At 40.2% G+C, this 15,275-nt stretch carries 9 protein-coding genes; 7 read left to right on the forward strand and 2 right to left on the reverse strand.

Annotated features, from left to right (window positions below):
- The first annotated feature begins 12 nt into the window (after window positions 1-12).
- Both HUK49_RS00090 and HUK49_RS00095 read left to right on the forward strand, forming a co-directional pair.
- Window positions 13-1,209: a glycosyltransferase gene (locus tag HUK49_RS00090; RefSeq protein ID WP_191912211.1), complete on the forward strand. Its 1,197-nt coding sequence runs from the start codon at window positions 13-15 to the stop codon at window positions 1,207-1,209.
- 100 nt (window positions 1,210-1,309) lie between these two features.
- Window positions 1,310-3,037, forward strand: a complete 1,728-nt coding sequence (locus HUK49_RS00095; RefSeq protein ID WP_191912212.1) for a phospho-sugar mutase — start codon at window positions 1,310-1,312, stop codon at window positions 3,035-3,037.
- 266 nt (window positions 3,038-3,303) lie between these two features.
- On the opposite strand, the gene HUK49_RS00100 is transcribed toward HUK49_RS00095, so the two are convergent.
- Complete coding sequence (locus tag HUK49_RS00100) at window positions 3,304-6,228, reverse strand: LTA synthase family protein (protein ID WP_191912213.1); 2,925 nt, start codon at window positions 6,226-6,228, stop codon at window positions 3,304-3,306.
- Between the two features lie 268 nt (window positions 6,229-6,496).
- Between HUK49_RS00100 and uvrB the strand changes: the two genes are divergently transcribed.
- The 5 genes from uvrB to whiA all read left to right on the forward strand — a co-directional run bounded on the left by uvrB (window position 6,497) and on the right by whiA (window position 14,487).
- Window positions 6,497-8,545, forward strand: coding sequence for an excinuclease ABC subunit UvrB (uvrB, locus tag HUK49_RS00105; RefSeq protein ID WP_191912214.1), 2,049 nt, complete (start codon window positions 6,497-6,499; stop codon window positions 8,543-8,545).
- A gap of 17 nt (window positions 8,546-8,562) precedes the next feature.
- Window positions 8,563-11,415, forward strand: coding sequence for an excinuclease ABC subunit UvrA (gene uvrA / locus HUK49_RS00110; protein WP_191912215.1), 2,853 nt, complete (start codon window positions 8,563-8,565; stop codon window positions 11,413-11,415).
- A 240-nt stretch (window positions 11,416-11,655) separates the two neighbouring features.
- Complete coding sequence (gene rapZ, locus HUK49_RS00115; RefSeq protein ID WP_102169195.1) at window positions 11,656-12,525, forward strand: RNase adapter RapZ; 870 nt, start codon at window positions 11,656-11,658, stop codon at window positions 12,523-12,525.
- Between the two features lie 20 nt (window positions 12,526-12,545).
- Complete coding sequence (locus HUK49_RS00120) at window positions 12,546-13,532, forward strand: gluconeogenesis factor YvcK family protein (RefSeq protein ID WP_178696003.1); 987 nt, start codon at window positions 12,546-12,548, stop codon at window positions 13,530-13,532.
- A 13-nt stretch (window positions 13,533-13,545) separates the two neighbouring features.
- Entirely contained in the window at window positions 13,546-14,487 is a 942-nt protein-coding gene (gene whiA / locus HUK49_RS00125; protein ID WP_102169193.1) for a DNA-binding protein WhiA, read from the forward strand.
- Between the two features lie 60 nt (window positions 14,488-14,547).
- Here whiA and clpP read toward each other — a convergent pair whose 3' ends face one another.
- Window positions 14,548-15,141: an ATP-dependent Clp endopeptidase proteolytic subunit ClpP gene (gene clpP, locus HUK49_RS00130; protein ID WP_003717598.1), complete on the reverse strand. Its 594-nt coding sequence runs from the start codon at window positions 15,139-15,141 to the stop codon at window positions 14,548-14,550.
- Window positions 15,142-15,275: the final 134 nt, after the last annotated feature.

The raw sequence follows: 15,275 nt of genomic DNA on the forward strand, positions 1-15,275 counted from the left end.
AGGAGCACTAAAATGTCAGTACCAGTGATCGCAATGCAATGTAACTATGCGTACCTTGATAAATTATTTACTAGTTTAAAATCACTTCTTTATCATAATAGCGGCTTGAAAGTTTATATTTTAAATCCTGATATTCCTCAAGAGTGGTTTAAAAATGTTAATCAGCAGTTGAATTCAATTGGCGATAGTGTAATTGACTTGAAAGTGGATCAATCGGTTTTCGTTGGTAGCCAAATTTCATTCAGTAATCGTTTAAATACGATGACGTTTAATAAATTATTGTTACCGAAGCTTTTACCGGGAGAAAAGGTACTGTATTTAGACAGCGATGTGATTATTAATCATTCAATAACTACCTTACTTAACCTTGATTTTTCTGAACCAGTAGCAGCAGTTAAGGATCTTAATTCTCCAGACAGTGAAATTAATGCTGGAGTAGTGTATTTTAATAATCCAGTAATTAATCAACAACAGGGGATTGTTAATCAGTTATTGTCTGCTAGTAAACGACCTGGGTTAAAGAATGCTGATCAATCGGTTTTAAGTCAGTTCTTTTACCACCAGGCCAAATTTTTGCCCCGTACCTATAATTATGAGGTTGGAATAGAAGGTTATGCGGTCTATCACCATATTGACCGCATAATTAGCGAGCTAGCACGAATCAGTGATCCGGTAATTATTCACTTTGATTCTGACGATAAGCCCTGGAATTTACTTTCAACAGTTCGCTACCGTGAATTGTGGTGGTACTATAACGGAATGAGTATTCGGGATATTATTGATCACGTCACTTTAGGAACAAATAAGCCGCAATGGTCAAAACTTCGTGGTCCACTATTTTGTTTAACGAATAGCCAGGACTTTAGCCATTTGACCGAACTTGTGACGACCCTATCAGATTACCAATTTGAAATTGCCGCGCGAACTTCAATGGGACCAAAGCTAGTGTCACTCCTAAAGTACCCCAATGTTCGGTTATATCAGGGAATTCTTCCACAAGTAATGACAGACCGGCTTAATTGTGCAAAAGCTTATCTTGATGTTAATCGGGGGATGAAAGACATTAAAGTAATTAGGCAGTTTCTTAAAAGCGGGAAACCAGTTCTGGCATTTAATAATACGATGAGTATGGCCGGAAATGACCAGTACTTAGTTTTCGAGAATGATCAAGTAGAAAAGATGATCGACTGGATTTGGACGATCGATTAGTCGGAGTAAAACTTTAGTAAAACAATGAAGTAAACGAACACAGCTACTTGATAATGAGTTATACTGATAGCAGATTATGAGAAACAAAGGAGCAATTTTGATGAGCTGGAAAGATACTTACCAAGTTTGGAAAGACCGGACTGATCTTGAACCAAAATTAAAGAAAGAATTAGCTGCAATGCATGATGATAAGGAAATTGAGGATGCATTTTATGCACCAATGTCTTTCGGTACTGCCGGGATGCGGGGACTAATGGGTCCTGGAATTAACCGGATGAATGTTTATACTGTTCGTCAAGCAACTGAAGGTTTGGCAACGTTAATGGATTCTCTAGGGGATGAAATTAAAAATCGTGGGGTTGCAATTAGTTATGATTCTCGTCATAATTCACGCCAATTTGCTCACGATTCAGCACGAGTATTAGGTGCTCACGGAATTAAGGTTTACATTTACGATAATTTACGGCCAACACCAGAATTGTCATTTGCGGTTCGTCACCTACACACATATGCTGGGATTATGATTACAGCTAGTCACAACCCTAAAGAATACAATGGTTATAAAATTTATGGCGAAGATGGTGGTCAAATGCCACCAAAGGAATCAGACATGATGACTGGTTATATCCGGAAGATTACCGATATCTTTGACATCAAATTAGCTGATGAACAAGAATTGTTAGATAACGGGACGGAAACAATTATTGGTGAAGATGTGGATGCTGCATACTTGGCTAATGCAAAGAGCGTTACCGTTAATCCGGATTTGGCAAAAGAATATGGCAAGGACATGAAGTTTGTCTTTACTCCATTATGTGGTACTGGACGGATGCTTGGTGAACGAGCATTACGTCAAGCTGGTTTCACTAACTTTACAATCGAACCAACTGAAGCACAACCAAACGGTGATTTTCCTGGCTTGGAACACCCTAACCCAGAATTTCCAGAGGCATTTGTTCGTTCCATTAAGTTAGGTAAAGAAATTGATGCAGATGTTCTAATTGCTACTGATCCTGACGCGGATCGTCTTGGCTGTGCAGTTCGTCAACCAAATGGTGAATACCAATTGCTGACTGGTAACCAAATTGCCTCAATCATGTTGGCTTACATTCTTGAAGCTCATAAACAAGCAGGAACCTTACCAAAGAATGCTGCTGCTGTAAAGTCAATTGTTTCAACTAACTTTGCTGCTAAGATTGCCGAAAGTTACGGTGTTGAAATGATTAATGTTCTAACTGGTTTTAAGTGGATTGCGGACCAAATTCACCAATATGAAACTGGTAAGGCTGACCACACGTTCATGTTTGGCTTTGAAGAAAGTTACGGTTACCTTATTAAGCCATTTGTCCGTGATAAGGATGCTATTCAATCATTAACCTTACTGGCTGAAGTGGCCGCTTATTACAGAAGCCGGAAGATGACATTGTATGATGGCCTTCAAGAATTATTCAAGAAGTATGGTTACTTCCGTGAAAAGACAGTTGCTAACATGTATCCAGGTGTTGATGGTCCAGCCAAGATTCAAGGCCTAATGAAGAAGTTCCGTGAAGAAGCACCAACTGCCTTTGCTGGACACAAGGTAATGGTAACTGAAGACTTCTCTAAGGGAACAAAGACAACTGCTGATGGTCAGGTTAGTGAACTTGGAATTCCTGAATCAAATGTCCTTCGTTACGTTCTTGATGACGAGACTTGGATTGCTATCCGACCATCCGGTACTGAACCAAAATTAAAGTTCTATATTGGTACTAGTGCACCATCACTTGACGAAGCTAATTCTAAGCTAGCTGCTTTTGAAAAGGCATTAAAGGAATTTGCAGAAGAATAGCTTTAGCGGTGTAGAATATTAAATAGATAGAGGGTGAGAAAAAACTAAATGTTTTTCTCACCCTCTATCTATATTTAGTGATCTCCGAACTTACTGAGTCTAATTGCGGAAATCCAATAGGCTCACTTTGTTTCGTAACCCGAGCTCGAGTCTAACGCAGCGAAGCAAGCCTATTTGGCTACGAACGACTCTGATGAATTCATCATCATTCGTCGTTCTAGATTAGCCAACCAGGCTCTTAAATGGGTTAATTTCCAGCTTCTTTTTTATTTTGCGATTTGTTTTAAGAATGAATCTTTTAGTAGGTAATGGTGACCAGCAGTAAGGTCATACTGAACTAGTTGATAGTCGTGAAAGAGTTTCTTTTGCTTTGAAGTAAGCTTAACATGTTCTCCGTGAGCGTTAACAAAATCGGTTCCTCCTTGATGAGCCGAATTGTTTTTTGCAGTTCCGTTAGTCGGTAATGATGTTGCCGGAATATCTTCGGCAACTTTCGTTAGCAGAGCGTAGTAGGGTGAAACTTTAACATCCATTTGAGCAAGTGCCATTGCGGCAAAATTATTTGGTCCAACAAGCTGATGCTGCCAGGTAAGGCGATTTTGGTTAGTCTTTCGTGCGGCTGCATTACTATAAATAAAGTAATCAGTTTCATGGAGCTGAGTACCATACCTTCCCATTGGCAGGCCATGATAAATTCCGGGGAGGTGATCACCATACCAAACGACAGTGGTCGGCTGATTAAGTTTATCCAGCTCAGTAATCCACTTTTTTAATGCTTGATCAGTATAGTGAATTCCTTGAATGTAGGTTTCAATTTGCGCTTTTTGGTTAGGAGTTTTAAATCCTTTTCCGGAAACATGGTAATTATTTTTGGCGTAGTAGGTTGGTTCATATGGCATGTGGTTTTGCATCGTCGCTAATTGAACAAACTTACCGTGAGGTTGACGTTTAAGGTTTAATGTTACTTCTTTGTAGGCAGAATCGTCACTAACACGGGGACTGTGCTGAATCTTTTGAGTATAGGTAATTTTGTCGCCACCATCGAAGTGATAAAACTTATTAAAGCCAAACTTTTTGTAAACCGTTTTTCTACTATAAAGGTTTGCGGAAAACGGGTGGATTCCAATACTGTAATTAAACAGGTTGTTAATGGTAAAAGTCCGCTTTTGGTAAGGGACTAGTTGTGAATACGGTGTTGGTAATGTTGGCGAGAAGTTTGCAATCGAAAGACCAGTTAGGGCCTGGTATTCCATATTAGCTGTTCCGCCACCATACCCAGAACTAAGCATTAATCCACTAGTTGAATGCTTCTTTAACTGATGAAGGTAGGCAATTGGGTTACCGCTGACTTCCATTCCTGGGACACGGGACGGATCAGAGTAGCTTTCACTAAGGACAAACACCAGATTTTGGTTTCCAACGCTATTATGGGTACGATTTTGATTAATTTTTGCTCCCAACTTAGAGTAACGGTTAGCTAAGTCTTTCATTGTAGAAGCTGAATACCCTTTAGGCTTATTCATTACGTGAACGTCAATATTGTTGGCAAATTGGAGAAGAGTACCGTTCATTTTAGCACCCCGTAATTGGGAGTAGAAGTATGGAGTATCGTTGATATTTTGCAACTGTTTATAGACGATCGAATTACTATGATTTGCAAAGCTAAAGCTAAAAAGATAGGCACAGGAAAGAAACGCAATTGCAATCCGGACAAATGGGTTAAACCGGCATGACTTACCGACACGTTTTTCTAGTTGCCAGCAAACCGTAATAATAACGATGGCGCCAATTAAAGTAAAAACAATCACCCACTTATTAACCATTCCCAGCATTTCACTAGGGGCGGTTAGTGTTGAAATATCGGTAGGGATAATTGGTTCATTTCTGGCCGCAATTTTGAGGATCGAAGCGCCTAACCAGCATAGGTAGAAAAGAATTGTTATTCCTGAACTTAACCACCAACGATTAGTAATTGCCATTAAGATCAAAGCAATTGCAAAAATAATAAGAACGTTTACTGTAATGATCTTTGGTCGTTCAGTTAACATCCACTGAACCATCGTAAATTTACCATCCCAAAGGATAGCGAATGAACCGAGAGTGATCAGCCAGAGAATGAGAAAGGTTAAGAGGATCGGCCAGAAGTTTTGGCAAATTTGTTTAAGACGGTTAAGAAGGCTACGATAATTTAACTGCCAGGTTATTTTATTTCCCAGGAAATTAATTAGTGTTAAAATTCCAGCAAAAACGACAGCGATTATAATACCGATTAGAAGTGAAAGCTGCCAATTGACATGTGGTAAGAGCCAGGGAGTAAAGATCATTGGCAACCCGAGCAGGTTAAGAAGCAGGATCCCGGTGATCGGTAAAAGGTAGTCTTTCGGACTCTTATTACTTGCTCGTAAGAACCATGCAGTCATCAGTAAACAAGTGAGGAGAAGAAATGGTTGGTATGAGTTAATTCCTAATAAATAGTGCGTATTGGGAGTAAGATCACTATGCGGACTATAATCAACATGGTTCATATTGAGCCAGGTAATTAGTGAGGAAACCAGTAAGCTAATCATTGTTAATCCGGCATAGCGGTTGTTTGACCACTTCTTCAGCCACTGTTGATCATTTGCTAACCAGTCGCCAAGGGCAAAAAGATAGCTGAACCAGATTAGGCTTGTTCCACGATGAAATCCAAATGCATCATAACCGCTGATCAGGTTGATAAGAAAGAAAATGAATGAAAAACTAATCAACCAGTGACGACGCGTAATTGTTGACCAACGATGACACAGTTTTTGTAATGGGTGAGCAAAAAGGTATAGCCCACTGCAGACAAGCCAAGTGATAAATACTTGTTGAACAACGTAGAGTTCGGGAGACGGCTGGTCGGTTGTGGTTACTGGTTGGGTAGTAAACTTTGCCCAGGTGAAGGTAATAATTCCGATAATCCGGAGAGTAAGGACAATTGCCTGACGGTTAAATCGCTTTTGCTGTTGATTAGCACCAATGGCAATTGGTACCCATAAGACAACTGTGCTAACAAACGTTTTTAGAATCCACCAAAGTATAAAGGGCCAGGTTGCTTCTTGGAGGTGGGTGAGAAACTGACTTGCGGTTCCTAAAAAGCAAATAATTGTTAAGACAACAAATAACGTCCCCAATTGCTGTCCCCACTTTTGCTTTAAACTACTAAACATTGATCTCCAACTTTCCTTTTATGAAATTTAAACATTACTATTATATGTGCAAGCAAAGTCGTGATTCAATAGTAGAGAACAATGATTAAGGTAAAGTTAATTTACGGATATTGATTGTTTTATAGTAGGACAATTTAGAAATTTTATATTGATAGACGAATGCATGTTCTGATGATAAACTAAAGAGGGTAATTTATGATCATAAAGACGGAAGGTAATGAAGAACGAGTTGTTGCCTTCCATTTTCGAGTGCTGAGGAGGATTAATCGTGATATATCGTCAACCTCATAAAAATTTTGAGTTAGTTTCAGACTATAAGCCGACCGGGGATCAGCCAGAAGCAATTAAGGAATTAACTACTGGAATCAAAAAGGGAGAAAAGGCCCAGATTCTGTTAGGGGCCACCGGAACGGGGAAAACTTTTACGATTTCAAATGTTATTGCAAAAGTTAATAAACCAACATTAATTCTATCTCATAACAAAACGCTAGCTGGACAATTATATAGTGAAATGAAAAAATTCTTCCCACATAATGCGGTTGAATATTTCGTTTCCTATTACGATTACTATCAGCCAGAAGCATATGTTCCTTCTAGCGATACATACATTGAAAAGGATGCATCAATTAACGATGAGATTGATGAATTACGACATTCAGCAACTAGTTCATTAATGGAACGAGACGATGTTATTGTTGTGGCCTCTGTTTCTAGTATTTTTGGTCTTGGTGATCCAAGTGAGTACCATAATCACGTAGTCTCACTACGAGTTGGCCAAGAAATTGAACGGGATCGATTACTCCGTGAATTGGTTAATATTCAGTTTGAACGGAACGATATTGACTTTCAAAGGGGCCGATTCAGAGTTCACGGGGACGTTGTTGAAGTCTTTCCCGCATCACGTGAAGATAAGGCATTGCGAATTGAATTTTTTGGTGATGAAATTGACCGGATTCGTGAAGTTGATGCCCTTACTGGCGAAGTAATTGGTGATCGGGAACATATTTCGATCTTCCCGGCAACGCACTTCTTAACAAGTGAAGAGATTATGGACCGGGCACTTCCGCAGATCGAAAGCGATATGAAAAAACAGGTCAAAAAGTTTACTGATGAAGGAAAACTCCTTGAGGCAGAACGGATTCAGCAACGGACAACTTATGACATCGAAATGCTCCGTGAAATGGGGTATTGCAACGGAATTGAAAATTACTCACGGTATATGGATGGACGAAAACCTGGAGAGCCACCATACACCTTACTGGATTTCTTCCCTAAAGACTTCTTACTAGTAGTTGATGAATCGCACCAAACGATGCCCCAAGTTCGGGGGATGTACAATGGTGACCGTGCTCGGAAGCAGATGCTGATTGACTATGGCTTTCGATTACCGAGTGCGCTTGATAACCGACCATTAAAACTAGCAGAATTTGAAAAACACGTTAATCAAGTCGTTTATATGTCAGCCACCCCAGGTCCATATGAAATGGCACAAACAGATCACGTTGTTCAGCAAATTATTCGACCAACTGGTTTGCTGGATCCAACAATTGAGGTTCGACCGGTAATGGGACAAATTGATGATCTGGTTGGTGAGATTAATAAGCGGATTGAGAAACATGAACGAGTCTTTGTCACAACATTGACTAAGAAAATGTCAGAGGATCTTACTGACTACCTTAAAGATCTTGGACTGAAGGTTAAATATCTTCATAGCGATATCAAAACACTAGAGCGGACACAAATCATTCGTGATCTTCGTTTAGGGAAGTTCGATGTTCTTGTAGGAATTAACCTTCTTCGGGAAGGGCTGGACGTTCCAGAAGTATCTTTAGTCGCGATTCTTGATGCGGATAAGGAAGGCTTTTTACGGAATGAGCGTTCCTTAATTCAGACAATTGGTCGAGCAGCGCGGAATGCAAATGGTTCCGTAATTATGTATGCTGATACAGTTACTGATTCAATGCAAAAAGCAATCGACGAAACAAAGCGACGACGGGAAATTCAAATGGCTTACAACAAGAAGCATGGGATCACTCCTAAGACTATCATTAAGCCAATTCAAGAGGCTATTTCCTCAACTACGAAGACTGAGGATAGCGGAAAAGAAGCTGACAGTACAGAATTTACTACTAAGGACTTTGCTAAGCTAAACCGTGATGATCAAACAAAGATGGTTGAAGAATTAACTGAACAAATGCGGACGGCAGCTAAGCGGTTAGACTTTGAGCAGGCTGCAACGCTTCGTGATACGATAATGGAATTAAAAGCACAGATGACAGGAAAGAAAACTAAAAGGATAAAGCAGAGTAAAAAATAAGGGGGAGTGAATTATTCGTGGCAAACGATAAGATTATTATTCATGGCGCACGTGCCCATAACTTAAAGAATATTGATGTAAAAATCCCCAAGAATAAGTTAGTTGTAATTACTGGCCTATCCGGCTCGGGAAAGAGTTCGCTAGCATTTGATACCTTATATGCAGAGGGACAACGCCGCTATGTGGAAAGTTTATCTGCCTATGCTCGTCAATTCTTAGGTCAAATGGATAAACCGGATGTTGATTCAATTGATGGCCTTTCACCCGCAATATCGATTGACCAGAAGACTACATCTCATAACCCCCGTTCCACGGTAGGGACTGTCACGGAGATTAACGACTTTCTGCGATTGTTGTGGGCACGGGTAGGGACTCCAATTTGTCCCAACGATCACATTCCAATTAGCAGTCAATCACCTGACCAGATGGTTGACCGGGTACTGGAACTCCCTGAGCGAACTCGACTTCAAATTCTTTCTCCAGTTGTTCGTGATAAGCGTGGAACCCAAAAGAAGATCTTTGAAAAGATCAAAAAGGAAGGATTTGTGCGGGTTCAAGTAGATGGTGAAACCTATGAACTAGATGAAGTCCCAGAACTTGATAAGAATAAGAAGCATACGGTTAATGTTGTCATTGACCGGATTATTATCAAGGATGGGATTCGCTCTCGCTTGTTTGATTCATTTGAAGCTGCTTTGAGGTTAAGTGACGGTTACGCGATTGCAGATGTGATCGGTGGGGAACCAATTCCATTTTCCGAAAAGTATGCTTGCCCAATTTGTGGATTTACTGTAGGTGAGCTTGAACCGCGACTGTTTTCTTTTAATGCTCCAATTGGTGCTTGTCCTGAATGTGAGGGCTTGGGTTCAAAGCTAGAAGTTGACGTGGATCTAGTGGTTCCTGATCGAACTAAAACGCTTCGGGAGGGAGCAATGATTCCGTGGAACCCGATTTCTTCACAATACTATCCACAGTTACTGGAACAATTCTGTGAAGCTGCTGGAATTAACATGGATACGCCATTTAATAAACTTTCCAAAAAGCAACAGCAGCAGGTCCTGTATGGTAACGGCGATCAGACATTCCATTTCCACTACGAAAATGACTTTGGTGGAGTCCGGGATGTTGATGTGCCGTTTGAGGGAGTTATTAATAATATTAAGCGTCGGTACAAGGAAACCAATTCTGACTTTACTCGAGAACAAATGCGAAAGTACATGACAGAACTGCCTTGTCCGGCTTGTCACGGTTACCGGCTTAACCAACGGGCGTTAGCAGTTAAAATTAACGGTCAAAATATTGGTGAAGTTTCTGAATTGCCAATTAGTAAGGCTATTACGTTCTTTGAAGGTGTTCAATTCTCTGAACAACAAGAAAAAATTGCCCGGCCAATTTTGAAAGAGATTTTAGATCGGCTGACATTTATGAAAAATGTTGGTGTTGAATACTTAACATTAAGTCGCTCTGCACGAACGCTCTCCGGTGGTGAAGCTCAACGAATCCGTTTGGCAACACAAATTGGCTCAAATCTTTCTGGGGTTATGTACGTCCTTGATGAACCATCAATTGGCTTACACCAGCGGGATAATGATCGACTAATTTCTTCCCTTAAAGCGATGCGTGATCTTGGGAATACCTTGATTGTGGTTGAACACGATGAAGATACCATGCGGGCTGCAGACTATATTGTGGATATCGGTCCGGGAGCAGGAGCTAATGGTGGAAAGGTAATGGCTGCTGGGACACCAAAACAAATTATGCGTTCCAGAAAATCACTAACAGGCCAGTATCTTTCTGGTAAAAAGATGATTGAGGTTCCTAAAGAACGCCGGGAAGGTAATGGAAAACACATTATTCTTAAGGGCGCTGCTGAAAATAACTTAAAGAACATTAATGTTGATTTTCCTCTTGGTAAGTTTATCTGTGTAACTGGTGTTTCTGGTTCTGGGAAATCAACCTTAGTTAATGTGATTTTGAAACGAATCCTGGCACAGAAGTTGAACAATAATTCTGCTAAGCCAGGCAAGTATAAATCAATTAGTGGAATTAAAAATATCGAGAAGGTAATTGATATTGATCAATCGCCAATTGGGCGAACACCACGGAGTAATCCTGCTACATATACTGGTGTCTTTGATGATATTCGCGAGCTTTTTGCTCAAACAAATCAGGCAAAGATGCGCGGCTATAATAAGGGACGTTTTAGTTTTAACGTAAAGGGTGGTCGTTGTGAAGCTTGCCATGGTGACGGAATTATTAAGATCGAAATGAACTTCTTACCAGACGTTTACGTTCCGTGTGAAGTCTGTCATGGAACACGTTATAATTCAGAAACCCTTGAAGTTGAATATAAGGGAAAGAATATTTCACAGGTTCTGAACATGACCGTTTCTGAAGCCTTGAAATTCTTTAGTGCAATTCCAAAAATTAAGCGAAAACTGCAAACAATTGAAGATGTTGGTTTAGGTTACGTAACTCTAGGTCAACCAGCTACTACACTTTCAGGTGGTGAAGCCCAGAGAATGAAACTTGCTGCCGAACTTCATCGTCAATCACGAGGTAAAAGCTTTTATATTCTTGATGAACCTACCACTGGACTACACATGGATGATATTAAACGTTTGCTGGCGGTTTTACAGCGATTAGTTGATGCTGGAAACACCGTCCTGGTAATTGAACATGATCTTGATGTTGTCAAATCAGCTGATTGGCTAATTGATCTTGGCCCCGAGGGAGGAGAAGCAGGTGGTTATATTGTTGCTACTGGAACTCCTGAAGAGGTTGCAAAGGTTAAGGAAAGTTATACCGGACAATATCTGAAGAAGATGTTAGAACGGGATAAGGCACTTGAAGAGAAAAAGCAACATTAAAGTTTCTAAATAACCTAGGGAAGGTATCCACTACTAATGCATAGCGATTCCTTGGGAAATGGTCTAAGGAGGCTTCAGAGTTCGAGATTGGCGAGCTTTGAAGCTTTTTCTGTATCTTTTAATTATTAGATAGCATTTTCTGAAAAATAACGGGTCCAGTATATTTTTAGTTATTAAAAGACACGCCCGGATTGCTGTGATACAATAATTAGGTATAAGTGTAGAAAAGAGGGGGAGAACATGGTAGAGAAGATGCGAGTGGTAATTATTACCGGAATGAGCGGTGCCGGGAAAACCGTTGCTGTTCATAGTCTTGAAGACTTAGGCTACTTCGTGTTCGATAATATGCTTCCTAACTTGGCGGAAAAATTTGTCGATGTGATGGAAAAAGCGAGTCAGTTTAATAAGGTAGCTATGGTAATGGATTCTCGTTCCCAGAGATTCTATGATCAAGTGCTGCCAAGTATTCGACAATTGAAAAGACGTGAAGATCTTGAGGTTAGTTTACTTTTCCTCGATGCCGCCGATGATAAATTGATTTCTCGTTATAAGGAAACACGTCGTTCACACCCACTATCACCTCATGGTCGGTTATTGGACGGAGTGACGGCTGAGCGAAAACTACTGAATAATCTTAAAAGCGAGGCAGACATTCGGATTGATACTACTTCTTTGACGCCACGGAACCTTAAACTAAGACTCAATAAAATCTTTGGTCATGGTGAGGGGAGTAACTTCTACATTGAAGTAATGTCGTTCGGCTTCAAGTATGGATTGCCGTTAGATGCTGACATTGTGCTTGACGTTCGTTTTCTCCCTAACCCCTTTTATGTTCCAGAGCTTAAACATTTGACAGGTAATGATGCTGCCGTCCAAGAATACGTGATGAAAAGCCCGTTAGCAAAGGAATTTTATGCTCATTTAAGGTCATTATTAGAAACGGCAATGCCAGGCTATATTCATGAAGGGAAAAGTAGTCTAACGATTGCAATTGGCTGTACTGGAGGGCAACATCGTTCCGTTACTATTGCAAATAAGATTGCAACTGATTTAAAAGCTGATGGTTATCAAGTTAATATTCACCATCGGGACGTCGATAAGGCAAAATAAAAAAGTAGAGGAAGGATTATATGTTTCATAAGCCAAAGATCGTTGTGATCGGGGGTGGAACTGGTCTTCCAGTTATCCTTCGTGGGTTACGCGATCAAAATGCTGATATTACAGCGGTAGTTACCGTTGCGGATGATGGTGGTTCATCGGGAATCCTACGAGATTATATTAATGTGGTCCCGCCTGGTGATATTCGAAATGTTCTGGTTGCTCTCTCTGAATTACCAAAATTACAGAAAGAAATCTTCCAGTACCGTTTCAAAACGACTGACCAATTTTTAGCAGGCCATGCCATTGGCAACCTTATTATTTCCGCACTTTCAGAAATGCAGGGTGACATTTTTGATGCAGTTCAGGAACTTTCAGAGATGATGGAGATTCGGGGACACGTTTTCCCTGTTTCTGATGAACCATTAACGTTGAATGCCGAATTTATGGATGGCTCGACCATTAGTGGTGAGTCAGAAATTACTAAGGCCCATAAGCAGATTAAACGTGTCTGGGTAACGCCATCAAATGATGATGACGGACATAAAGCAAAAGCGGTTCCTGAGGTTATTAAGGCAATTGAAAATGCGGATCAAATTGTTTTGGGGCCGGGTAGTCTGTTTACAAGTATTTTGCCAAATTTAATGATTCGCGATGTTGCCCAGGCTGTATGCAGAAGTAGGGCAGAAGTAGTCTATATTTGTAACATTATGACGCAAAAGGGTGAAACCGATCACTTTACTGATGCCGATCATGTTCGCGTGCTTAACCGTCACCTTGGGAAAGACTTTATTGATACCGTATTGGTTAATATTCAGCCAGTTCCCGATAATTATATTGACTTTAAGGAATGGAACGAAATTTCCCAACCTGTGGGACATGATTTTCAGGGGCTCCGGAAGCAGGGATGCCGAGTTATTAGTTCCAACTTCTTACAGTTAAAGGATAATGGAGCATTTCATGACCGTGATAAGGTTGTTAATGAGTTAATGAATCGCCTCCATGAAGTTCATGATTAGGGGGTGACTAGCATTGTCCTATGCTAGCGAAGTAAAAAAAGAGTTAACGGCAATTAAGGTTCATCGTGATAATGCTAAAGCGGAACTAATGGCTTTAATCAGGATGAATGGCTCAATCGGAATTAGTAATCATCACCTAGTATTGAATATTCAAACTGAAAATCCTGCCATTGCTCGACGAATTTATTCATTGCTAAAAGACTTCTATCACGTCGAAAGTGAAATTGTTGTGCGGCGGAAGATGAAACTAAAGAAGAATAACCAGTATATTGTTCGCTTGCGTTATTCTGCAGAACGTGTTTTGGATGATTTACAAATCTTACAAGGGATGCAAATCAAGGAACAGGTTCCTGTTGAACTGTTAAAGGATGAATGGATGGTTCGTTCATATTTACGTGGTGCATTTTTAGCTGGTGGTTCTGTAAATAACCCCGAAACTTCGCGATATCATTTAGAAATTTATTCTCTCTATGAAGAACATAATGAGATGATTGCTCGGATGATGAATAAGTTTGGCTTAAATGCGCAAACAACTGCTCGACGAAGCGGGTACATTGTTTATCTTAAGGAAGCTGAGAAAATTGCTAACTTTATGTCGCTAATTGGCGCAACTAATTCGATGCTGCAATTTGAAAACATTCGAATTGTTCGCGATATGCGTAATTCGGTTAATCGTCTCGTTAACTGTGAGAATGCAAATATGAATAAGATCGCTAATGCCTCAACTAAGCAGATTGAAAACATTAAGCTCATTGAAGCAAGTGTCGGCTTAGAAAGCTTGCCAGATAAGTTACGCGAGATTGCTGAAACGCGCCTTGCTCACCAGGAAGTCAGTTTAAAAGAATTAGGAGAATTAGTTCCTGGTGGTCCAATTTCGAAGTCTGGTGTCAATCATCGCTTGCGAAAGCTAAACGCGTATGCGGATGAGCTGCGAACCAGAGCATTGACTAAATAAGAAAGTTTAAACGAAAATAAGCTGAAGGAAATTTTCCTTCAGCTTATTTTTGATCATTAGTTACTTTAACTTAGAATTGTTTTCCATAATTCCATCAAGCAAACCATAATCAACAGCTTCTTGAGCAGTTAAGTAGTGATCACGTTCGGTATCACGATTAATCTTTTCGATTGGCTGTCCTGAATTCTTGGCCAGAATTTCGTTAATCATCTTTCGTGTCTTTAGAATTTCAGTAGCAGCAATTTCAATTTCGGTTTGTTGGCCTTGGGCACCACCAGATGGTTGGTGAATCAAGACTTGTGAATGTGGTAAACCAAACCGCTTACCCTTAGCACCTGAAGATACTAAGACGCTAGCCATGGAAGCGGCCATTCCGATAACAATAGTTTGAACATCAGACTTGATGAAGTTCATGGTATCGTAAATTGCCATTCCAGATGTAACCACACCACCTGGAGAGTTGATGTAAAGGTAAATATCTTTTGTTGAATCTTGCGCATCTAGGAAAAGAAGTTGCGCAACGATTGAATTAGCCATATCGTCTTCAATTGGACCAGATAGCATGATGATCCGATCCTTTAGAAGCCGTGAATAAATGTCATAAGCACGTTCACCACGAGATGATTGCTCAATGACAGTAGGAACTAAATTCATAGTCGATTAGCCTCCCTTATTTTTAGCACTTGTTAGCATTAATTGCTAACTTATGTGAATACTATACTCGTTTGGTCAAAAAAGGTCAAATGATTTGTCGTGAAAAATAAAATGAGACCGGGAGTTTAACGGTC

The sequence above is a fragment of the Limosilactobacillus portuensis genome (genome assembly GCF_014838735.1).
In the GTDB taxonomy this organism is placed as follows: domain Bacteria; phylum Bacillota; class Bacilli; order Lactobacillales; family Lactobacillaceae; genus Limosilactobacillus; species Limosilactobacillus portuensis.